Origin of the sequence: uncultured Fibrobacter sp., from assembly GCF_900316465.1 — a bacterium.
Classification (GTDB): Bacteria; Fibrobacterota; Fibrobacteria; order Fibrobacterales; family Fibrobacteraceae; genus Fibrobacter.
The window spans coordinates 139524-163832 of sequence record NZ_ONDD01000001.1 but is presented as its reverse complement, the minus strand read 5'-3'; the positions used below and the strand labels follow the sequence as shown (position 1 = coordinate 163832).

Genomic DNA, 24309 nt, shown 5'->3' with positions numbered 1-24309 from the left:
ATTATATATTAAAGGGCGGAATACTGGCGTTGTCTTTTGCAATGCCGAAAGGAGAAAACATGAAGAAAATTGCCCTTATGGCCCTTGTCTCGTTTTCGCTTGTCTTTATGGCTTGCGGTCCCTCCAAACTCGAAATCCAGGAAGCCTCGTCGCAGAGCGACATTATGTTCGAAGTGCGTCAGGTGCTGAACGACTCCATTAGTTTGTTCGTGGGCAATACCTTCTACCTGAACTCCAAACAGGCTGTTGCCGACAACATGTATCCGCTGCTAGTAAGCACGCGCGATCCGTCGGAACTTGAAAAGCCGACCGCAACAGATATCCTCAATAGCGACGAAGACCTGTTGAACTACCTGCGTCGCAAGGCTCCCGACATGGTGAATGTCGGGCTTGTCATTGGCGAAACCGCCTACAACGAAATCGGTTTCGAAGAAGCCGATGCCGTTGCAAAGCTTACGGCCATATTCAAGAAGATGGATGGCGGCTCGCTGGTGCTCTTCCACGAAAAGGGCGGCGAACTGACCGATATGAAGAAGTTGTACTAATAGGGACTTTTATAAAACGGGAAAAGATGTAACAGATGTTACATCTTTTTGCATTTTGGGTTATTTTGTAAATAATAACTTGCGTTATGTAAGTTTTTCATATATATTTAGCGTGTTCATTATTGGATAATTAGGAGGTCCGTATGAAAAGATGTTTGTCTGTTATGGCTTGTGCCGCTTTGGCGTGTTCTGCGGCATGGGCTGGTCAAAAGCATTTCTTTATGTTGGTTCCACCCGATATGGAAGAATGGGTGGCATCGGCTCCCATGATCAGTACCGATGGTGGTGTAACCGGTAAGCCAATGACGGCTTACGGATATCTGTGCGGCTGGTACGAGTACACGTTTGCCGACAATGAAGCTACTGATAACGTGGTGATTTTCCGCGATGATGATGCAACGCGCGAAGATATGCTCGGTGTGAACGGCAACTGGGAAACTGGTTCGGCGGCAACCCCGATTTCTTTGAAAACGATCTTTAGTATGGTTGATTCTCTGTTTTTTGTGCCGGATGAATCACAAAAGACCAATGCAGACGGTTTCTATTATAACGTAAGCGAAGTGACTTCGATAGAGGGTATCTGTTCGTATGAATTGTCTTGGATTGTATACGATTCCGATGCCAAGTTGCACCCGGCATTCTCTTGCTATTCGGCCGGTGGTGAAGGTTGCCAGTTTGGTGCACAGGATGTCGATACGACGGCAGCTGTTAAGGCTGTGAACGATTGTATTGGAGTGACTCCGGGAATCGTGGAATCGACGCTTGATGCGACGACTAAGAAACCGAAATTGACTGCAGAAGGCAAGAAATGCTTTATTGACGAAAAGTATTTTAACCAGCTGTTCAATTATACTGAAAATGTGAACGAAATGAGCTGCTATGACATGCCTGTTTTACACATGCAACAAGGTGGCTGGTGGGAATTCAACTCCGATTACTATATAGCTCCCGGAACACAGGCTCTCGGTGGATTCTTCCCGGTAGAAACAACGACGGATGAGACTGTGAAACTTGCCGGCCCGGACCAAACTCCTGTTGCGGCAGCCCGTACCAAGCGTGATGCCGAGGGTCCGGTGTTCTACGGTCCTTCGCTCAGAAAACTCGACTCTCTGGAAGGCGTTCCTGTAATGGATTTGTTGTGCAATGGCCCAGGTTGGAATAAGGGACTTGACTGTGAAGGCATGTTTGCCGATGGTGGAACCACCGAAGCATTTGTCCAAACGGCCTTTAATTTGCCGAAAACGTATCCGGAAAATTGTGTGTTTGGCTGGAGTTGTGAAACGACTGCTCCTGAGGGTTGGCAGTTCTATAAGAATGGAACAGATACCCCTGTGCAGAAGCAGGTGGATCCTACAGGATATCGCTGGACATCTACGGTTAAAGCCGATGGAACTGGTGGACGCAACCATCATTTCTGCTATGAAACACATGCCAAGTTTACCTACAAGCCGGGACTTCGCTTAGCTCTTCGCGGTAGCGATGACATTTGGGCGTTCATCGACAATAAGCTTGCAATTGATTTGGGCGGTGTCCACCTGGATGCTCCGGGTTACGTGAGCCTTGATGCGTTCAAGGGCGCGAGCGGAACGCTTGTGGATGGCAATATGTATGACGTAGATATTTTCGCTTGCGACCGTCGTACTACCATGAGCAACCTCCAGATTAGAACGAATATGTTCATGCAATCCTTGAACGATGTTGCTATTCAAATCAAGTCTGCCAAGAACGCGGAAAAGCCGGCGGAATCTGATTACTCCATCTGCTATACAAGGATGACTGGAACATGTGGCATCAGTGGAGAACCGGAGACAATTTGCATTGACACTTCCACGGTTCATAAGTTCACTCAGGTTTCATACACGCTTGTCAATGGAGTTTCTCTGACGGATTCGATTGTTGATGGCTTTAAGGATCTTTCTACTCCGGGCGTCTATCACGGAGGCATTGACCTTACAAATATTGCGTCGCCTGTAGTTGACAAGTCCAAGATTAACCTGCCGGAAGGTCGCTATACCTTGTTTGTCAATATTGATGGTAAATCGGCAAAGGTTATGACGTTCCGTATCGGTACTGATGTGATCAAGCCTGTTGCCCGCATTGCTGGCGCAAGCTTTACCGTGAAGAACAGTCTGCCGCAGGCCCTTACGATTACTGTAACGAATTCTGCTGCTAAGTATGCTGTGATGGATTTGCAGGGACGTGTGGTGCGTCAGGGCATGCTCGCTGGTGCTGAAACGGTGGTGCCGAACCTCAATCCGGGTTCGTACATCGTGAAGGTCGCCCGCGAAACCCGCCGCGTGAATGTGCGCTAAATGTCATCCCGGCCTTGCCAATATCCACTTGCAGCTTTGCTGCTTAGTGGATATGGTCCTCGGAACGGGGAAGCCGGGATCTCCTTTTTATGTCAGAACTATTTTAACTTTTTCAGTTCATGCCAAAGCATGGCGAGCCCAATAATGGCGGCTCCCGTGTCGGCAATGGGCTGCGCCATGAATACGCCCTTGAGTTCAAAGAAGTGGGGCAGTATCAGCAGGAACGGAATCAGTAAAATCACTTGACGGCAGGCATTCAGGAACATGGCCCTGAATGCCTTTCCTGTACCCTGGAAAAAGTTCCCCGAAACCATGCCGAAGGGAATCATAAAGAAGGCGGCTGCAAAAATGCGCATGGCCCAGGCCGAAAGCGTGATGAGTTCAGGATCGTTCGGTGCAAACGGTGCCACGAATGTTTCGGCTTGCCACATGAGGATTGCCCAGGTGACAAACATGAAACTGCCCGCATAAATAAAGGCGAACTTGAGTGTTTCCTTGACGCGGTTGTTGAGGCGTGCGCCGTAGTTGTAGCCGATAATCGGCTGGGTGCCGTGAACGAATCCGAGGAGCGGCAGAATGATAATCGAAACGATGCTGTTTGTAATGCCGAAAGCAGAGATTGCCATATCGCCACCCGAAAGTGTGCCTACTGCCTGCACGCTAATGTTTCCGTAGGTGGTCAGGCTCCAGGCGAGTATCGCGTTCATCAGGCTGTTGCAAATCTGCATCACGGAAGGCGGTAAACCGAGAATATAAATCTTACGCACGTAGGCGGCGTGCAACTTCATATGGCGCCAGCGAATCTTGATCGGCGATGATTTCTTGACAAAGAACTGCGTAATGAGAGCCGATGCTACCAGCTGCGATGCGATGGTTGCCCAGGCGGCACCCTCGATACCCCAGTGGAATTTCATGATAAAGAGGTAGTCGAGAATGATGTTCGTGACAGCACCCGCGATTTCGCGGAACATGGCCGTTTTCGGGTGGCCCATCGAACGGATAAAGTGGTTCATGCCGGGGGCAATTGTCTGGAAGATTGCCCCGCACAGAATGATGCGCATGTAGCTGCTGGCCACAGGCAAGGTTTGCTCGCTTGCACCGAACAACTTTAGCAGGGGCTCCATGAAGATTTCGCCCAGCGTGAAGGCTCCAATCGCCATCAGAATCAGGAGCGAAAAGGAGTTGTTCAGAATGATGCTTGCCTGGATGTACTTCTTTTGCCCGAGGCGGATGGCAAAAAGCGTATTGCCGCCCACGCCCACCATCATGGACATGGCCATCATGAACAGGAAAATCGGAAAACAGAGCGTAATGCCTGCAATGCCGAGACTGCCGACGCCTTGGCCCACAAAGAAACGGTCCACTACGTTGTAAAGGGCGTTCACCAGCATGCTGATGATGGCAGGAACCGAGAACTGCAGGACCAGTTTAGGGATACTTGCAGAACCAAAGGAATTAAGGCGCTCGGAATTCAGTTTAGACATTTCGGCGCCAAATGTAGAATTTTTCTTTACAATTTAAAAGGCTACCTGATTTCGGCCACCCTCTTTGGCCACATAAAGCAGGCGGTCGCATTCGGCTATCAAATCCTCGATTTTGCCGATATTTTCGCCCTGACGGCTAGCAAGGCCTAAAGAAATGGTCACCGGGATAATCGTGTCTTTCCACGAAAAGCGGTGGCTTTCCACTGCCGAGCGCAGGCGTTCGGCGCTCTTTTTGGCGTCTTCGGGGCCGATACCTCCCAAAAGCAGCACGAATTCTTCGCCGCCGTAGCGGGCGAGCAGGTCGGATTCGCGCTTTTCTTCTTTAAGAATGCGGGCGATTTCTTTGAGGACCATGTCTCCGCACTGGTGACCCCAGGTGTCGTTCACGCGCTTAAAGTGGTCGGCATCGACCATGATGGCATGAACGTAATAGTTGTTGCGGCGGGCCAGGGCCAGTTCGCCGAGACTTCGGTCTATAAACGTGCGGCGGTTGCTAATCTTGGTGAGCGGATCCATGGTCGCGGCTTCGTACAGCTCGCGGTCAAAGGCTTCTTCGCTTGCGTCCTTGAAGTCGACTTTCAGGACCATCTTGCCGATTTGCAGGCGGTTGTGGTCTTCGAGTTTGCATTCGGCAATCGGTGAACCGTCTACAAAGGTACCGTTGGTGCTGCCAAGGTCCTTGACTGTTACGTCGACACCGTCGAAGGTGACGGCGCAGTGCCTGCGGCTAACCAGTTCGTCGTCCAGGCGGATGTCTGCATCTTGCCCACGACCGAGCACGACCGTCCCTTTTTCGAGCGGTACTTGCTTGAATAAGTGTTGCGGGTAAAGCACAATCAGGTGGGGTCGCATGGGGGCGACGGGTAGCTTGATTGTATTGCCGCTGGCAATTGTTCGGTCCATGTCCTGCATAAGCACTCCGTTTTCGCTTAAAATGTAATAAAAAACAGGTTGACCGGGCTTGTGCATTTTTGTGTGATTTGTCTATCGGGTTTTTGCGCCATTTTTGCGGTTGCTTTGGCAAACATTTGTTAATTGTTTTGCGTGAAAATTGCGGAATTTGCTGAAATTAGGGCGTTTTTTCACTTGTTTGCAACATGGAAGGGCATGAAATGAAAAAAAAAGTAAAAAATGTGCTTTTTTGTAAAGAAAAGGATATTTTTACGTAGGTTGTGGTGTCCCAAAAAGGCCGGTCTTTTTGGTGTACCCAGCTTTAAGGAAGTCATATGAAGAGAGATACACAATTTTCTTTGTGGAAAATGTCGTTATGGAAATATGCCCTGGGCTGTTGCCTGCTCTTTGCGGGGGTGCAAGGAGTTTGGGCTCAACAACAACAGCAAACGAATCCGATAACTTGTAAGGGTACGGTCTACTTTAAAGCTCCGGCTGATTGGACTGCCGCTTATATTGGTGGTCACAATGCCGCGTCTAGGAAAATGACCTTGAATGCAAATGGGTTCTATGAGTATGATTTGGAAAACCTGAGAATTGATGATGCGAGTCATTCCTTTTTCTCCATAGGAAACCAGGGTACAGTGACTGCGACTTTTGAAGGTATAACTAGCACAGTATTTGGTGTTTCGCCGTCATCTGTAGGAGAAAACTGGTATACCAATAATGCAACCCTTCCTTGCCCCGGTGAAAAAGAACAAGTTTACGTGACTGAAGACCCCGATAGACCGGGTAGAACGTTTACTGGAAAGTACCCACCTGGTGCAAAGTATTTCTTTGTGATGATTCCTCCCGAAATGGAAGACTGGATGTCTTCTGTTCCGATGATCAGTATGGACGGTGGCGTGACTGGCTATCCCATGACTGCAGTTGCCGATATGTGCGGTTGGTATTCCTACGTATTCATTGGCGAAAATACGATGTCTGATAACGTGGTGCTTTACCGTGATGACGACATTGAACGAACCGATATGATTGGTGTGAACGGAAACTGGGAACAGGAAGAACATGCCCAGCCGATTCCTTTGGATATGATCTTTAATATGGGTATCGATACCTTGTTCTTTGTACCGGATGAAGAACAGAAGGGGGATAGCCCGGATGGTTATTTCTACAGCGCGTCTGAAGTGGGTGGTATCGAAGGTACTTGCTCCTATACCATGGCTGCTGTGATTTACGATACCGATGCTAGCTTGCATCCGTCTTTCTCTTGCTATTCGGATGGTGCGAGTGAGACAAATGATGGCTGTCAGGGGGTTGGTTCTGCTACTGCTGCTCAGGGTGTGAATAAAATGATGGCTCTTAAAGCCATCTATGATTGTATTGGTGTGACTTCGGGTATTGTCGAAGACCACCTTGATCCGGCGGTTCCGCAGTCGCAGAGAAAACCCAAGTTGAGTACCACGGGTAAAAAGTGCTTTATGGATGACGCGTACTTTAACCAGTTGTTCAATTATACGCCGGGTGTAAATGAAAAGAGCTGCTTTGACATGCCATTCAAACGTGCTAAAGATGGTAAGTGGGAATTTGATTCGGATTATTATACTAGCCCGGGACTTACGGTGCAGGGCGGTTTCTATCCGGTAGAAAATACGACAGATTTGTCTATTCTTACGGCGGATCCGTCTCAGACAACTCTTGCTCCTTTAGCCCGTACCAAGCGTACGGCAGAAGGCCCGGTATTCTATTCTTCGCCCCTTCGTCAAAATGATCCGGTGGAAGATATTCCAAAGATTGATGTTCTTTGCAAGGGTCCCGGTTGGAACTCGGGTATGAATTGTGAGAAGCTCTTTGCCGATGGTGATGGTACTACTACGGCTATTGCGGCACAGCTCAAGTTGGGAACCGGTGCTTGTGTGTTTGGTTGGAGCTGTGCTACTGACGCTCCGGAAAACTGGGCTTTCTTTGTGAATGGAACTCAGACGCCGTCTACAAGAACGGCTGGGGTGCCGCGCTGGACGTCTACGCAAAATGCTGCCGGTACCGGTGGCCGTAACCAACACTTCTGCTTTGAATCGCATGCCAAGTTCACCTATAAGCCTGATTTGAAGTTCAACTTCCGCGGTGACGATGACATTTGGGTGTTTATTGATAATAAACTTGCTGTGGACTTGGGCGGTACGCACCTGGCCGCTCCGGGTTATGTTGATCTCAACAATTTCACTGGATTGAGTGGAAAGTTGGTGGACGGCAATACTTATGACCTTGATATCTTCTTCTGCGACCGTCGTACGACCATGAGTAATGTGCGTATCAAGACGAACATGTACATTATGCAGAAGACGGCTATTAAGGCGACCCCGAAGAAGAACCCGTTGAACATGAACGAAACCATTTATGACCTTTGCTTCACGGTAACAAGCGATGGTTCTTGCGCCGCTGCCATGACGGGTACTGATGAAGGTGCCACATACTGCGGTGTTCAGATTCTGGAATCTGGTAGAATCCCCGCATATACGCTTGTGAACGGTAAGAAGATTACCGAAAACGTGGTTGCCGGATTTAAGGATGTCAATGTTCAGGGTGTGTACAAGTGCGGTATTGACTTGACGAACCTCACTGAACCTAAGCTGGACAAGACCAAGCTTTGCTTGCCGGGCGGTTATTACTCCTTGTTCGTGACAATCGATGGCAAGTCTCAGAAGGTCATGAGCTTCAAGACCACCGGTGAAGTGGATGTGCTTTACAAGAACGGTAATGCAATCTCCGTGGATGAAGAAACCGGTGATGTTGTCCAGAAGGGTAAATACACCGTGGAAACGATTGCCATGGGTGGCGATATGCTTCCGATTTATGTTTCGAACGTTGCCCCTGGTACCGAATCGGAAGAACTTGAAATCTTCCCGGATGATGCCGCGGGTATGGACTATACGCTTAACTACAACAATCTGATGACCATATACAAGAAGGTTGTTGACCCTGCCACGGGTACCGAAGCCTTCCAGAAGCTCCATTCTGGTGAAAAGCTGACGATTGGTAGTAGTGGTGTCGATACGCTTTATGCAACGGTTGATATGGAGAACTTGCAGAATCCGATTACACCGTTCGAAATCAGCGTTTCGGGTAGACCGAACCCGTTGACCGTATACTTCTACTTGCCGCAGATCACGTTTATCGAAAAGATTCCGGAAGAAGGCGAAAATGCCGTTCCTGTCAAGGGACAGACTGCAAAGGCTGATGGCTCTTTCGAAGAAAACTGGGTCGGTTCGATTTACGAAATGTATTTGGCTATCTTGGTCCCGGATTTGGACGGTACTTATAGCCTTTGTACAGAAAAGTGTAACGGCGTCAGCGTTCATATGGGCGCAGAAACTTCCCCGAAGATTGACTTTATGTGGGATGAGGGACAGACTGCAGCATACTTTGTCGATGGTTATACAAAGATATCGATTCGCTCGGTGACCAAGTACCGCTGGGATACGGATCCGTCGATTCATCGTCCGGCAACGATTGTTGCTGAATACAATGACTTCGTGAAGGCCGTGTATAGCCCGATGTACTTCCGCGATCCTCCGGTACCGTTCCCGGTTCTGGCAGACGTGTTCGATGCTCATGGCTCGCTCTCGACGGTGGAACACGCTATTCCTTCGCCGTACTTTAGTATGCAGCAGGAATACCTGGATGGTATCGGTGACTCTGTCGCTATTTACTACGACCGCCGAATCCATAAGGACTCCTTGCCGACCAGGATTTGCGTGATGTGGGATTCTACTACGGCAGAACACCATAATCCGTATGCCGAAAAGTTCTCGACCATGCCGAAGGATTCTTCGATTAACTGTAACGAACTTGTTCCGCTTGATGCAAGCAATATCGACTGCTCTGCACCGTCTGATAGCGGCTACTGCACGAACGTGATTATGGTTGGCGGACTCAAACTGTCTGAAAAGGTGAAGACGTCTGGTGTCGGTAAGGTTTATTCCTTCGCTGAATTCGAAGATAAGGGTAAGCAGGTGAAGCAGGGCTTTGACGGCAAGCTTACTGACCGCATGGCTCCTGTGCCGTTGCGTGCCGAAGTGCGTACCCTTAAGAATGGTGACGACTTGACCGACTACGATAGCCTTGTGGTGGTGATGTCTGAACCGGTTAAGTTGGTGACGTCGTCGAACAAGAAGCAGGCTCTTGACTTCTACTTGAATTCTGCTATTGAACTAGCCGAAGCAAACCGCTATGTGTCTGCTCTGGGTGGTGGATCTTCTGTGGTGACTGCCCAGAGTGATCCGGCTTTGGGTTCCGACGCCAAGACTGGTGAAGGCCGCATCAAGTTCATGTACTTGCGTGGAAGTGTTTCTCCGCATGTGGGTGACTATGTGCGTTTGGCCGGTGACATGACGAACGTGTTCTGGTCCGATACGACCGATATCAATGCGGCTGTTACCGGTGCCGATACGATGCGCTCTGCCAACGATGCTGCATACCACTGGAATTCTCCGACCGCTTACAACGAAACCAAGCGCTTGCCCTCGATGTGGGTTCCGGTGATTGGCGATGCTGAAATTGCTGTGGACGAAATCAAGTATGCTTCGACCGCAAACGTGCCGAGCACCGAAAAGACTCCGGCTGTGTCTGTGAACGTTTACCGCACGACCAAGACCAAGGCTGAAATTTGGGCTGAGGAAGGTGGTAGGCCGGGTCACTTGGTCAAGGCAGATATGTATGCCTTGTACAATGGCCTTACTCCTGAAGAACGTGCATCTATTGCTCCGCAGGATGTGTTCTTCTACTTTGAAGTCCAGTACTTTACCAACCTGGGTAATTTCGTAGCAAGCAAGACCGCAAAGATTTTCTGCGACGATGCCAAGAACATCGAAGTCAATCCGGAAACGGGTGAACGTATCCAGTACTTTAACGGTGGACTTTGCACCGATGCCGGTAACGACCGTAACTTCTACATTGGTTGGAACATGCGTTCTGACAATGGTCGCCAGGTGGGTACGGGTGCTTACATCGTTAAGCTCAAGTCTTACGTGAGACTCGGTTCTGCCGGTAAGCGTGCTAAGCAAGAAAGCACTTCTATTTGGGGGGTCAGACGTTCTCCGAAACCCGATACGGGATACATGAAGTCTATTGCTAAATAAATCGCTTGACTTTTTGACTAGTAAAAAGGAATGGATTCAATCCATTCCTTTTTTATATGGAAGGGCTTGAAAACGCCTGTGTTGAAAACATATTTTTACACAGACTGTTTTTTTTGTGACAAAACTCACGAAGTTTCGTTTTTATAAGTTTTTGTACACAAAAGGAACTAAAATTTCACAAAAAATCAGCAAAAATAAATTGGCTTTTTCCGCAAAAAAGAGTAAATTTGAGGGCGGTCTATGGCATTTCGAAAGGGATTGCCTTTTTGCCATTCTATGTTGGAAGGAAAACCATCGATGGAAACTAAAATGAAAATGAATAAAACGAACCTCCTAGTTAAGTGGGCGTTGGGTGTTTGCTTGCTTCTCGCGGGAGTGCAGAATGCATTTGCTCTGAAATGCGAGGGCACAATTCATGTAAGGTTGCCTAAAGATTGGTCTGCCGCAAATATTGTTGTGGATGGTGGCTTTTTGCCCATCACACCTGCTGCAGATGGTGGCTGGACTGAATTGGATGCCTCAAAATATGGCTCGCAATACGCCGATAACTTTTTGTTTGTTGGAGGTGGAGACTGGAATAGTCCTGGGATATCCCGCGTAGCCTATGATATCAATGGCTGGGACCAGGCTGATAAGTTCACTTGCGCTGATTTTGGTGCTGGTACGAATCTCTACATTTATGATAACCCTGCCTCTGCAGGAAAGACTGTAATTAGCACGGATCCTCCTGATGCAAAGTATTTCTTTGTAATGATTCCGCCTGAAATGGAAGAATGGATGTCTTCTGTGCCCATGCTCAGCTTGGATGGCGGCAACACTGGTAAGCCCATGAAGGCTGTTGATGGCATGTGCGGCTGGTATTCCTACGTGTTCTATAACGAAGAAATTACGGATAATGTGTTGCTCTTCCGTGATGATGATGATGCCCGCGAAGATATGATTGGCGTGAACGGTAACTGGGAAACCGCAGCCGCTGCTCAGCCGATTTCTTTGGGAATGATTTTCAATATGGGCGTTGACTCCTTGTTCTTTGTCCCGGACGAAGAACAGAAGACCAATGCCGATGGTTACTATTATAGTGCTGCCGAAGTCGATGGTATCGAAGGTAACTGCTCTTACACCATGGCTGCTATTATTTACGATACTGACGCCGATTTGCACCCGGCATTCTCTTGCTGGTCTCAGGGTGGAGAAGGCTGCCAGGCTATGAATGGTACTGCCGCTCAGGGCGTCGACAAGACTACCGCTATTACTGCTATTGAAGCTTGTATCGGTGTAACTAAGGGTATTGTGGAATCGACTCTTGATGAAACTGTTCCGCAGGCTTTGAGAAAGCCGAAATTGACTACTGCCGGAAAGAAGTGCTTTATCGATGAAAAGTACTTTAACCAGCTGTTCAACTATGCCGAAGGTGTGAACGAAAAGAGCTGCTATGACATGCCTTTTACTAGGGCTAGTGATGGTAAGTGGGAATTTGATTCCGATTTTTATGTTAGCGCGGGTGTAAAGGTTCCTGGCGGATTCTATCCGGTTGAAACAACGACAGATGCTACTATTTTAGCTGCAGATCCCAATCAGAAACCGGTGGCCAAAGCCCGTACCAAGCGTACCGCTGAAGGTGCAATTTTCTATGGCCCTGCACTTCGTGCCATTGATCCTGACGAGGAAATGCCTGTTATTGATTTGTTCTGTAACGGCGCTGGATGGGATGGTGGTCATGACTGTTCTGGTGTATTTGGCGATGGCGAAGAAACTACTACCTATATCCAAGAAGCTCTTAAGCTTCCTTCTGGCTCTTGCGTTATTGGCTGGTCTTGTCAGGATAGCCCTCCTAAGGGATGGACTTTCTACAAGGCTGACTCTGAGATTGTCGATTCAGCAGCAACACTTGCTGCAAATGGTAATCCTCGTTGGAAGGCTGATCGAAACCAGCATTATTGTTTTGAATCCCATGCTAAGTTTACCTATAAGCCGGGCCTGAAGTTTAACTTCCGCGGCGACGACGACATTTGGGTGTTCATTGACAACAAGCTGGCTGTGGACCTCGGTGGTACTCACTTGGCCGCCCCGGGTTATGCGAACTTGGATAAGTTTGAAGGTAAGAGCGGAAAGCTTGTTGCTGGTAACCAGTATGACCTCGACATCTTCTTCTGCGACCGTCGTACGACCATGAGTAACGTGCGTATCAAGACGAACATGTACATCCAGCAGAAGACTGCAATTAGTGCCAAGGGTAAAAAGAACACGAGTAACCCGTCTGAAACTTCTTACGAAATCTGCTACACCAAGTCTGGCGATGGCTCCTGCGCTGCTGCCATGACGGGTGACGACAAGGAAGAAACCTATTGCGGCGACCAGATTACCAAAGCTGGCTTGAACATTTCCTATACTCTTGTAAATGGTAACTTGGTTTCTTCTGAACCTGTTCCTGGATTTGAAAATGTGTCTACTCCGGGTGTGTACAAGTGCGGTGTTGACTTGACCTCTTTGACCGCTCCGAAGGTGGACAAGGATAAGATGTGCTTGGGCGGTGGCCGCTATACGCTGTTCGTGAACATCGACGGCAAGTCCAAGAAGGTGGCTACCTTCCGTATGAGTGGCGAAGTCGATGTGATTTATGCAAACGGTGTTGCCAAGGATACGAACGGTGTCGATATTCCGAATGGCAAGTATAACTTGCAGACCACCGCTATGGCAGGCGAATACATTCCTATCTATGTGTCTTCTGTCGCTCCGGGCGAAGGTAATACGAAGGGCGTTGAAATCTTCCCGCAGGATGCAATTGGTGTGGAATACACGCTCACATACGACAAGGTCTTGACTCTTTGGTATGATTCCGTGACGACCGAAGGTACCGTCCGCAAGAGACTCGGTTCCGGTCAGAAGCGTAATATTGGTGAATCCGGTGTCGATACGCTCTATGCAACCATTGACATGGATAACATGACCAATAGCATTCAGTCCTTCAACGTGAGTGTGACGGGTCGACAGAATGCTGTGACGATCAGCTTCTATCTGCCGCAGATCACCTTTATCGAATCTATTCCGGAAGAAGGTGGTAACGCCAAGTCCGTTAAGGGCCAGACTGCAAATGCCGATGGTACTTATGACGAATACTGGGTCGGCTCTGTGTATGACCTGTACCTTGCCGTGTTGAAACCCAACGAAGACGGCAGCTACAGCCCCTGCTTGACCGAATGTAACGGCCTCAAGATTAGGAAGGGTTCTACGACCTCTGCAAAGATTGACTTTATTCCAGAAGAAGTGGAATTTAACAACGGCTACGCCACGATTTCTGTGCGCTCGCTGACTAAGTACCGCTGGGATACGGATCCTTCTATCAATTCTCCTGCAACGATCGTTGCCGAATACAACGACTTTGTGCAGGCTGTGTACACTCCGATGTACTTCCGCGATCCTCCGGTACCGTACCCGGTTTTGGCTGACGTGTTCGACGTGAAGGGTGCAACTCCCACTCTGGAACACAAGATCCCGGCCCCGTACTTCAGCATGAGCCAGGAATACTTGGATGGTATCGGTGACTCTATTGCGATTTACTATGACCGCCCGATTCACCAGGACTCCTTGCCGACCAAGATCTGCATTATGTGGGATTCCACTTCGGCTGTTAACCATAACCCGCATAAGGATGGCTATTCTACCATTCCGAAGGATACCTCCATTACCTGTAACCAGTTGGTGGAAGTGTCCAAGAGCAACATTGACTGCTCTAAGCAGGTTGAATACAATGGTAAGGGCGGCTACTGCTCCAACCTGATTACGATTGGCGGCCTCACGCTTTCTGAAGCTGTCAAGACATCTGGTGTGGGTAAGGTTCATTCTTACGCAATCTTTGAAGATAAGGGTAAGAACGTGAAGCAGGGCTTCGCCGGTGCTTTGACCGACCGTATTGCTCCTGTGCCGCTGCGTGCTGAAGTGCGTACCATTAAGAATGGTGACGACCTGACTGACTACGATAGCCTTGTGATTATCATGTCTGAACCGGTCAAGCTCATTGCTTCTTCTAATAAGAAGGATGCTCTGGACTTCTACCTGAATTCCGCAATTGAACTGCCGGAAGCCAACCGCTTTGTGTCTGCCTTGGGTAACACCTCTGCTAAGGTGACTGCTCAGAGCGAGCCTGCCTTGGGTGCTGCTAATGGCGAAGGCCGTATCAAGTACATGTACCTGCGCGGTAGCGTTTCTCCGCACGTGGGCGACTATGTGCGCCTGGGTGGTGACCTGTCGAACGTGTTCTGGTCTGATGCCGATACGACGCATTACACGCAGCCGGGTAGCGATACTCTGCGTGCTGCTTCTGACGCGGCCTACTACTGGAACTCTCCGACGAGCTACAACGAAACGAAGAGACTCCCGTCTATGTGGGTCCCGGTCACGGGTGACGCTGAAATCGCCGTGATTGAAAACAAGTTTGCCTCTACGGCTAACGGCCCGTCTGGCGACAAGGTGCCTGCTGTGACTGTGAACGCTTACCGTACGACTATGACCAAGAACGAAGTCATGGCTGCTGAAGGTGGTAAGCCGGGTCACTTTGTCAAGGCTGACATGTACGCTCTGTTCAACGGCCTCGACGAAGAAGAACGCAAGAAGGTTGATCCTGCTGATGTCTTCTTCTTCTACGAAGTCCAGTACTACACGAACCTTGGTGGCTTTGTTGCAAGCAAGAAACAGAAGATTTACTGCGATGACAGCAAGAACTCTGAAAAGTACTTCAACGGTGGCCTCTGCACCGATGCTGGCAACGATCGCAACTTCTTCATCGGTTGGAACATGCGTTCTGACAAGGGCCGCATGGTGGGTACCGGTGCTTACATCGTTAAGCTCAATTCCTACGTGAGACTCGGTTCTGCCGGTAAGGAAGCTAAGCAGGAAACCACTTCTGTCTGGGGCATCAAGCGCTCGCCGAAGCCTGTGACGGATTACCTGAAAGCTGCTGGCAAATAAGTAATCTGACGAACAGATTTGAAAAAGGAACGGATAAAATCCGTTCCTTTTTTTATATTTATGACATGCGAAAGATTTTAGCTGCTATTTGTTTTTGCACCTTAGCCTTTGCCGCCGAACCGACCGATTTGGATACCCTTTTCCGCGGCAAGGAATACAAACCCGTTTTGAGCGCCTCCCTGCGCGATAGCTCCAAGAGCGAAGCTCTGCCGAAGGCCGCTGCCAAGTCGTCCAAGTCTGACGGCTACTACATGCTCCAGTTTGAATCGGTGGCTGATTTTGATGCCGCCCAGCGTCGCCGCGCCCAGCTTTCTGCAAGCACCGGCTATGCGGTTCAGGTCGTGTTCGATGCTCCGTTCTACAAGCTCCGTGGCGGTGGATGGAGCAACAAGAAGGCTGCCGAAGACAAGGCTCGCGAATTGTCCGCCTACAACATTACCGCTTTCGTTGTGAAGGTGAAGTAATTAAGAAAACCCCGTGTCAAACGGGGCTTTTTTTTGTAAAAGGAATGCCCGGTTTGACCGGGCATGTTTGTTATTCCAAGAGACCCATAGCTTGCTTGATGGCGTGCTCGTCCATGCTCTGCGGCATGAGCGCGCGTTCTTCGGGGGCCACATAGGCAAGCTTGCGTTCAAAGTCGGGGCGGTTTGCGCGGTTGCGTGCCACCGGATCCTTGGCCTTGAGCGAATAGTAGAACGGTCCGGTCTTGATAAAGCGCTTCTTCTGCAAGCCTTGGAGGATTGCTTCGGTGAGCGCCTTCTGGAGCACGGGACCTGCTCTGTCGACATGGTGCAATTCCAGAACGCGCTGCTTCAAGATTTCTTCGTGGATCGGGGCTTCCGAGTCGACATAGAACTTGAGCTGCGTAATGAGAGCTGCCGTCGGGAGTTCTGCAATGGGCTTGTCGTGGGCAGTGCCTTCGATTTTCGGGTGCTGGACCACGTAAGGTTCTGTCATGGGCTTGGCGGCTGCGTCAAAGACTTCGGAACCATCGTCCTCGTCGGCTTCGACGGTGGGCGGGGGAGCTACGCTCTGCTCGATAGCAAGCGTTGCCATGAGGTGTCCGACTTCGTCCTTGTTGGACATGTACCAGAACGGGAGCCAAAGGTTCATGACCTTCCAGCCGAGTTGCTTGAGAATCTGCGGGCGCACGTAGTCGCGGTCTTCGATAGAGTCGCGGAAACGTTCCGTGGTGCAATCGTCTTCGATAAGCGCCAAGAAATGCGTGGGGTTGTTTGCGTCGATGACGACCGGGCCCACGGGAATGCCGCCCTTTGAAGTGTATTCCTGGGCCAAGATCTTTTCGTTCTTGAGAGCCTCGATGACTTCGCTACGGAGCGGAGAGGCTGCAGGTTCGATATCGACCACGGGGTCGTATTGTCTGGACTGCAAGAAATTGAGCCATTCGCGGAAAAGCGAATTCTTTTGCGATGCGATTTTGGCGAGGTCGGTTTCGGTAATGAAGGCGCGAAGTTCGCGCTTGGCAAGCGTCGAGCAAACGGCGATCTTGTGGTCGAGACCGCTGGCGCCTTCGGCTTCCATGCACAAGAGAATCGTGTCGCGGAACTGGTCCACGGCTCTTTCGGGTGTCTTGACGTAATAGCGGATGTCTGCGTTCGGCCTTGTAAAGAAGGCTGCTGCAGGTGTGCCAACAACAAGTCTTGCGCGGATTGCGTCTTCGATTTCTTGACAGGTGGACTGGTGGAATGCGATGATCCCAAGAGTCTTTTCCGGGTGACGTTCCGCGTGGCGGATAGCCGTAAGCGCAATCGTTTCGATTTTGTCGGAAACTTCCTTGATCGAAATGCCCTTGAAGATATCGTTGTTCGGAGGCGGGAACTGCTTGATTCCGTGATTGTAAATGCGTTCGTTGGCAAACGTGACAATCGCCGGGTCGCTATACTGCGAGGTAAACCAGAGTTCTCGGGTCGGAGCGCCCTGACGGAGTGCTGCCGTCAAAATGCTTTCTTGGAAGAAGGCGCTTCGTGTGAGGGCTTCTTCGTGGAAGGCGTCAATCGGCAGGTAGTCGTGACTCGGGTTGTGCGGGTCGCCAATGAGAATGGTCTTGGGCGCTGCAAGCAGAATCGGCAATGCCTCGACCAGCGAGATGGCGTCGGCATCGAGAATAATCGAAATGTCGAAGGTCTGCTTTTCAGGAATGCTGAGTGCGTCGGCAAGTTCTGCGACTGTGAGAATAGTCGAGTCGGCGTCAACGGCGTTGTGCAGTTCCTTGAAGTTTGCGCTGCAGAACTGGTCCAGGAGCGTGCGGTATTCCTTGCTCTTTTGCGCCTTGGCCTTCGGGGATTCCGAGAAGAGCACGGGGCATTCTTTGGTGGCCGCTTGGATCTGGGCGGCTGTCCAGTAATGGGCGAGTGCGCTGCTGAAATCGGTGTCTGCGTTTTCGGGATCCTTCAGATATTCAATGAGGGCCGTGTTGCAGTAGCTTTCCATTTTCTTGAAATGGGCGGTCAGCTGCAGGTGGATGTCGAGGTGGCTCCAGTTGTCATTCCATTGCTGGATTTGACCGAGCCACTTTTCGATGTTCAGGCTTTCGAGCGGAGTCTCGAGATCCAAGTCCTTGTTGATTTGCTTGATCGAAGTCTGGAGGTCGATAACAGAATTCCAGAGGTTCGAAAGTTCCGGCTGCAAGTCCTTGAAGTTATGCCACTGTTCCAGCAGCTGCAACAGCAAGTCCAGCTTGGGGTCGTCCTTGTGCTGGTCGCGGAAATTGTAGATGTACTGGATCTTCTGGTTGAGCTCGACCCAGTTGGAACCTTCGAAGTGCCAGTCTCGCCCGAGCAAGTGGTTGCCGAGCACGGCGCTTTCTTTGTAAGTCTTCTTGTTCGCTTGCAGCTCGAGGAGCGTGTCGATCAGGTCCAAAAGCTTGGCGTCGGAGTCGACGGTCTTGGGCTTGCGGATGACCTGCATAAGGCGCTTGCGCGAAGTGCGGTAACGTTCCGAAAGGCCCTTGAGAGAAATGTTCTGGCATTCGGCAAAGTCGTCACGTGCATTCTGGATGTTTTCGTCGACGGCGTTGTCGGTGTAAATGTCGGATGTCTGCCTACGGTACCGCACCCATTGGTCGCCCGCTTCGGGGAGGTTGGTCAGCGTGTCCTTGTAGGCGTGCCAGTTGTGGCTGCGCAGCTGCCAGTCTTCGAACGTCGGCGTGTTTTCGTCAAAGTTGTCGCGCAGCAGTTCGAGAATGTCGATCATGCTCGACAGGAAAATGCCTGTGGGGAAGAGCCCGGTCGATTCCATTTTCTGGATAATCGGTGTGAGCTTCTTGGCACTTTCTGCGGCGCAGCGGAGCTCTTCGGAAAGGGCTTGCTGCTGTTCGGCTGAAAGGCTTGAAATCTTTACGCCGCGGAATGCCTTGCGGGCTTCTATGCCGTTCTTGTCGAAATAGAGTTCCGACAGAATCTGAATATCTTTCTTGAGTTCCTGGTAGCCGTTAAAGTCCAGCTGGCCGATGCCGCGGAAAATGCGTTCGGGGAACTTTTTTTTAGGCTGCCTTACGTCTTTGAATTCACGCAGCAAGTCCGAAAGCACCACGTTGGTGGGCGGGATGGGCTTGTTGACCGCGTTGTAGTATTCCAAGAAGTCGTTGCGCATGGCGCGAACTTTCTGTTCGAGCGCGTTGCGGTCGCTGTCCGGGAAACTGCGGAAGGCCGGGCGCCAGGCGTTCTGGAAGGCGCGTTTGGTGACGGCGCGCTTGTGGACGACTAAAACCTTTTTGCCTTGGGCGATTTCGTCGGCGACAATATTTGCGGCCACCTTCATTTTTTCGGTGCCGGGGAGCGTCTGGATTGCGTAAGCACAGGCGTTCTCGTTTTCGGCATCCACCGTCACTTTATTCGTATGTGAATCGGTCGTGTAAAGGAAGTGGTGGTCGGCGGGCGAAAAGACGTTGTCGAAATCCTGCTCTTCGAAAAGGGATTCTTGGGCCTGGAATCCTTCTTTGCAAAGGAGAGTGGCCAAGATGGGGTTCCCGTCGATAGATTTGTCGGAAAATCCCTTGCTGAATCGCTTTTTGAGGGCGAGCAGGTTGCTGTTGAAAAATCCGAGGCAGAGACCGTGGCGGGTGAAACGCCAATTGCGTTCGCTGGCGATGGCTTTTTCAAATTGTGAAAAATACAGAAGTAGGCTGAACTTGCCGTTGATGACGGCGTCTTCGGCCGAGGGGAGAGCCACGGTATCTTTAAGGCGTTCGCGCAGAATGATGTTTTCGATGGGCTGGCGCTTGGAAATGGAGACCGTGTTCTTAGTGGCGTCGAAATCGAGCGGAACCAGGAGACTGGGGGCAAGGGCGTTGCCGTCCCACTTTAAGAAACCGAGGAGCAGATAAAGGTCTGTCTCGCCCAAATCGTCGAGCTTGTGGCGCAGAATCGTCGTGATGCTATCGAGGGCGGTGATCTTTTGCTGCGCCGTAAAATTCTGAGAAACCTGGAAGAAGGATTCCAGGGGAAGCGGCCCTTGTGCCTGCACCCATTTTTCGTAGAAGAGGTCTCCGGCTTCGGTAATCAGGGGAGACTGAAGGTCGTTCTTGGTCGAAAAACTGAGTAAACGGTCTTTGGAGTCAAAGAGGGCGGCTTCTTGCCGAATTTTGGCGACAATAGCAGAAGGTGAAGACATACCTTGAATATACCTAATTTATTGCTGGTTGCGGAATTAGGTGGCTAAAAAGGAGTGTAAAAGGCGTGTTTATAGATGCTCGGCGACGGTTGCTATCGCCTGTTCTAACGTTGTCGGTACAATGTGTGTCAAAAAACCTGCTTTATGGAGGATTTGGCCCAAAAGTTCTTGGGGGGTCTTGCCGTTTTCTTTTTCTTGGCGGAGGCTGTGGGCGTGTTCGCGCTTGGAAAGTTTTTTTCCGCTGGAATCCACAATGAGGGGGTGGTGCAAATATAGCGGGCGCGTGTACGGGGGAATATTTAGGTCCGGGTCGCCTTGGCAGGTGTCGGCAATCAGTTGGGAAAGCGCAATTTGGCGGGCAGTGGAATTGCGGATGTCTTCGCCGCGGACAATGTGCGTGATTCCTTCGGTAAGGTCGTCGATGCAGACGGCAAATTGATAGGTCCAAAAACCGTCGCGGTCTCGAATCGGGAAGTCGCCGCATTGATTTTTCGGGTTTTCGGCGAAGTCGCCGAGGCGCTCGTCGTACCAGTTAATTACTTTGTCTGGAATAACAATGCGCAGGCTGTGGGGGCTGCTACAAGGTGCCGCTTGCGTGCGGCACTTGCCTTGGTAAATGACTTCGCCAGTATCGCTTACGGGGTTTTCGGATTGCAGTTGTTTGCGGCTGCAGGTGCAGGGGTACACGAGCCCTTGGGCAGTAAGCTTGTCGAGGACCTTTTGGAAAAAATCAAAGTGCGAACTTTGGATACTTTCGCTGTCGTACTTGAAACCGAACCAGGCGAGATCTTCGCGGATTCCGTCAATATATTCTTTGCGGGCGCGGCCTTGGTCATGGTCTTCGATGCGCAGGTGGATTTTGAGGTCCCATTTTTTGGCGGCGGCGCACACGTAAAGGGCGGAAAGCAAGTGCCCTTCGTGTAGAAAGCCCGTGGGGCTCGGCGCAAATCGGATGATTCCCGGCATATGTGGAAATTTAGAAAAGAATTATATTCTGATTTACTATCTTTTTTTATGATGAAGTTTGATTTGAAAGTTCTCTTTTTGACGGCGACGTCGGTAGCGACTGTGTTTGCCTTGAATGCTTGTTCGGGTTCTCCGGAACCGCAGACGGAGCCTGCTCCGGCTGTTGCGCAGGCGGATTCGGTGGCAACTCCCGCTGCAGAAAAAAAGGCTGAACCTGCAGTTCCTGCAAGCTATAAGGATATCCAGTTTCCGGAGTACAAATATGTAGCCCCGTACCCGAAGGATTACCGCGTAGAAATTGCTCCGGGAATTTCGGGTTATATCGTGAGCGACAGAAGTTTGCCGCTGGTCAATTTTACGGTTTACTTTGAACAGCCGCGTGCACCGCTTGCACTTAAAGACGAAGCTGCCATGTCGATGGTGGGCAGCATGCTTCGCCGCGGTGGCGGTGGCGGCATTTCGGCCAAGGCCCTGGACGATTCTCTGGAATTCATTAGTGCGGGGATTACGTCTTCGGTCGGAACGTTTACCTCGACATTCGATATCGATTGCCTGTCTAAGGATTTCGCGAACATGCTTTCGCTTTCGAAGCAAGTGTTGACCGCTCCGGCCTTTGATAAGGAACAGTTCGAAATCTTGCGTGCGAATTACCTGACTGCCTATGACCGCCGCTATGATACGCCGGCAAAGGTGCTTTCGGCGCTCCGTTCCAAGGTGAACTACGCTCCGAACCCGAGACTTTGGGATGCCAATGCTGCCGACTACAAGAAGGTGACGATTGCCGACTTGAAGCGTTTTGCCCAGGGCGTGTATGCGGATTCCCGTATTCTGTTTGCTCTTTCGGGTGATATCGATAAGGATTCTGCGGTGACCATGCTCAAGGAATTCTTTGAAAGTTGGAATGCCGCGGTTGCCAAGAATGTGAAGAAGAATGCAAAGCCTGTGGTGCAGGAACCGGCTCCGCTTTCCTTTGTGAGGAAGCCTGGAATCTACGTGGTCGACAAGGATATTACGCAGGCCAACATTTCGATGAACCAGCCTTTTGTACGTAGGCCCCATGCGGATTACTATCCGGCTGCGGTGGCAAACTTTATTCTGGGCGGTGGTAGCTTTACGAGCCGCCTGATGAACCGCGTGCGTAGTGACGAAGGCCTTGCTTACAGCGTGTATAGCATGGTAGGCAACGATTACCGCGACACGGCCATGGTGACCATTGCGTTGCAGACCAAGGTGGAATCGGTCGAATTTGCCTTGAAGCTGATTCGCGAAGTCGTGAATGAATTTGCCGAACAGGGCCCCACTGAAGAAGAACTTGCGCAGGCGAAGAAATCCTTGATCGAAAGCTTGCCGAGCCTGTTCGATAGCCCCGAAGCGATTGCCGTGATTTTTGCAAAGGGCGAATTGCAGGGGAAATCTTACGACCATTACTTGGAATACGTGAAAGAAATCAATGCTGTGACTGCCGACCAGGTGAAGGCGATGGTCAAGAAGTATTTTGACATGGATAAGATGACCACCTCGATTGTTGCTCCCGTTTCGAAATTGGAATCGATTAAGCCCTTTACCGTTATTCCTCAGGACAGTCTGGAGTTTAGATAATGTCGTGGCTAAGCCGTATTGCAGGGGGTGTGCTTGCGGGAATGCTCTTGAGCATTTCGGTTTCTTTTGCTGAAGACAAAGCCGCTTCGGATTATGCCGTGTCGGTTAATCCCATGGTGAAAGTGCACATGCATGACAATTTGCGCAAGAAGTTGGGCGGCAATGATGACTTGCGCTCGCTTTGCTCTGGGCTCAAGATTTGCATGAACCAGGTGTTCGAAGGCTGTTTCGAAGATGACATGAAGCCATGGCCCAAGGTCAAGTACGACGACGAGTTCTGCAAACCCTACAAGGAACTTGCTAATCGCGGTTACAAGGCTGACCCTAAGGCCCCGATGGTTCCTGAAATTTATGCGAGACTGGGACGCCAATACCGCGTGGAATATACTTATGCGGGAACGCTTCCGCTTGATGAAAACGTAATCAAGTACCTGTTTGACAACATGCCGTTTACGGCACAGTTGATTAACGCCTATCTCGACGAAAATTACGTGCTTGAATACACGCACCCGAACAGACGGTTCTTTAACGGCAGCAATGGCCGTAGCCTTTCGGGTGAATTCTATTGGGCCTTGCAGGACAGCGCTGGTCAAAAGCTTGGCATGCGCGACCTGTTCTTTGGATATGGCCATGCAAAAATTTTAAAGTGGGCTCTCCACGGAACGGCGATTGCCTACTTGGACATGGACCCGATGCCGGGTAAGATAATTAAGTACAAATTAACTGCAATCGTGTTCCCGGGCAATTCGGTGCTCAATTCCATTATGCAGATGAAGGTGTTCAGAAGCGTTGTGAACACGAAAATCGAGCAGATTGTGAATGATATCAAGAAAGCGTCGGGAATGTACTTTAGCGGCAATAAGGAACCCATGCTCAAGAGTGCGGCCCTCAAGTCCGAAGAGAATGTGCAGTATGTTCTGGATTTTGAAGAAGTCGTGAATGGGGCTCATTGGGAACTTGGCGACTTTGAACGCTTGCAGAAAGCGCGCAAACAAAAGCGTGAACAGGATATGCAGGCGGTGCCTATTATGGTGAAAGATCTTCAGATTATTAAGGAAAAGAAATGACGAACGAAACTTTGGAATCCCTTTTGGAACGCGTGACGGAACGCCGTCGTGAACTTTTGACGTCTGTGGTGGATCGCCGTACAAGACACTTTTGCATGGTGCTCGAAGATTTGTTCGACCCGCACAATATTTCTGCCGTGATCCGTACCGCCGAAGTGTTTGGACTTCAGGACGTTCACATTATTGAAGAAGACAACGCCTATAGCGTGAACAAGTCTATCCTGAAAGGCTCTTATAAGTGGATGAGCCTGTACCTTTACAAGAAGCGCATGCTGTGCATGGAAAAGTTGCGCGCCAAGGGCTACAAGATTGCCGTGGCCAGCACGAATACCACCAATTCTGTTCTGGATTTGGACTTGAGCCAGCCTACCGCTTTTTACTTGGGTAGCGAATTCCACGGGAATCACCCCGATACGCTCGCCCATGCCGATTACGAGTTCAAACTGCCCCAGTACGGTATTACCGAATCGATGAACGTGTCGGTGGCCGGTGGCGTCTTGATGACTTATCTGGACGTGTTCATGCAGAAGGAAGGCCGCGAAAAGTTCTTGCTCCCTAAGGCAGAACGCGATGCTCTGCTTTTGGACTGGCTCGACCGCCATGTGAACGGTATCGAGAATAACAGCCCGATTGTTCGAATCGACGAATAGTCCCCATAAATCTGGCTTTAAAAGCTCTCTTTCGGAGAGCTTTTTCTGTATTCTATACAA

General features: G+C 50.3%; 12 protein-coding genes. 8 read left to right on the top strand and 4 right to left on the bottom strand.

The window, feature by feature from the left end; translation table 11 throughout:
- Nucleotides 1–59: 59 nt before the first annotated feature.
- Together QZN53_RS00520 and QZN53_RS00515 are read left to right on the top strand one after the other, a co-directional pair.
- Entirely contained in the window at nt 60–545 is a 486-nt protein-coding gene (locus QZN53_RS00520; RefSeq protein WP_163436691.1) for a hypothetical protein, read from the top strand.
- Nucleotides 546–688: 143 nt separating this feature from the next.
- Nucleotides 689–2857, top strand: a complete 2169-nt coding sequence (locus QZN53_RS00515) for a fibro-slime domain-containing protein (protein ID WP_163436690.1) — start codon at nt 689–691, stop codon at nt 2855–2857.
- Nucleotides 2858–2955: 98 nt separating this feature from the next.
- Here QZN53_RS00515 and QZN53_RS00510 read toward each other — a convergent pair whose 3' ends face one another.
- Complete coding sequence (locus QZN53_RS00510; protein WP_163436688.1) at nt 2956–4341, bottom strand: MATE family efflux transporter; 1386 nt, start codon at nt 4339–4341, stop codon at nt 2956–2958.
- Nucleotides 4342–4374: 33 nt separating this feature from the next.
- Entirely contained in the window at nt 4375–5253 is an 879-nt protein-coding gene (locus tag QZN53_RS00505; RefSeq protein ID WP_163436687.1) for a GGDEF domain-containing protein, read from the bottom strand.
- A 347-nt stretch (nt 5254–5600) separates the two neighbouring features.
- Here QZN53_RS00505 and QZN53_RS00500 point away from each other — a divergent pair, with 347 nt between their 5' ends.
- The 3 genes from QZN53_RS00500 to QZN53_RS00490 all read left to right on the top strand — a co-directional run bounded on the left by QZN53_RS00500 (nt 5601) and on the right by QZN53_RS00490 (nt 15799).
- On the top strand, nt 5601–10370 hold the full coding sequence (locus tag QZN53_RS00500; RefSeq protein ID WP_163436685.1) for a fibro-slime domain-containing protein: 4770 nt from the start codon (nt 5601–5603) through the stop codon (nt 10368–10370).
- Nucleotides 10371–10679: 309 nt separating this feature from the next.
- Nucleotides 10680–15335 (top strand): fibro-slime domain-containing protein, encoded by a 4656-nt coding sequence (locus tag QZN53_RS00495; protein ID WP_163436683.1) that lies wholly within the window; start codon nt 10680–10682, stop codon nt 15333–15335.
- 65 nt (nt 15336–15400) lie between these two features.
- Nucleotides 15401–15799 carry an SPOR domain-containing protein gene (locus QZN53_RS00490; protein WP_163436682.1) on the top strand — a complete coding sequence of 133 codons (399 nt, stop codon included), beginning with the start codon at nt 15401–15403 and terminating at the stop codon, nt 15797–15799.
- A 70-nt stretch (nt 15800–15869) separates the two neighbouring features.
- On the opposite strand, the gene QZN53_RS00485 is transcribed toward QZN53_RS00490, so the two are convergent.
- Entirely contained in the window at nt 15870–19967 is a 4098-nt protein-coding gene (locus QZN53_RS00485; RefSeq protein WP_163436680.1) for a hypothetical protein, read from the bottom strand.
- A gap of 69 nt (nt 19968–20036) precedes the next feature.
- Nucleotides 20037–20933: a glutamate--tRNA ligase family protein gene (locus QZN53_RS00480; protein ID WP_163436679.1), complete on the bottom strand. Its 897-nt coding sequence runs from the start codon at nt 20931–20933 to the stop codon at nt 20037–20039.
- 48 nt (nt 20934–20981) lie between these two features.
- Between QZN53_RS00480 and QZN53_RS00475 the strand changes: the two genes are divergently transcribed.
- From QZN53_RS00475 to QZN53_RS00465, 3 genes are read left to right on the top strand one after another with little or no spacing between them, the layout of a single operon-like run.
- Nucleotides 20982–22532, top strand: coding sequence for a pitrilysin family protein (locus tag QZN53_RS00475; protein ID WP_294650799.1), 1551 nt, complete (start codon nt 20982–20984; stop codon nt 22530–22532).
- Nucleotides 22532–23599 carry a hypothetical protein gene (locus QZN53_RS00470; RefSeq protein WP_163436677.1) on the top strand — a complete coding sequence of 356 codons (1068 nt, stop codon included), beginning with the start codon at nt 22532–22534 and terminating at the stop codon, nt 23597–23599. Before QZN53_RS00475 ends, QZN53_RS00470 begins: the two co-directional genes overlap by 1 nt.
- Nucleotides 23596–24249: an RNA methyltransferase gene (locus tag QZN53_RS00465; protein WP_163436676.1), complete on the top strand. Its 654-nt coding sequence runs from the start codon at nt 23596–23598 to the stop codon at nt 24247–24249. Before QZN53_RS00470 ends, QZN53_RS00465 begins: the two co-directional genes overlap by 4 nt.
- Nucleotides 24250–24309 lie beyond the last annotated feature (60 nt).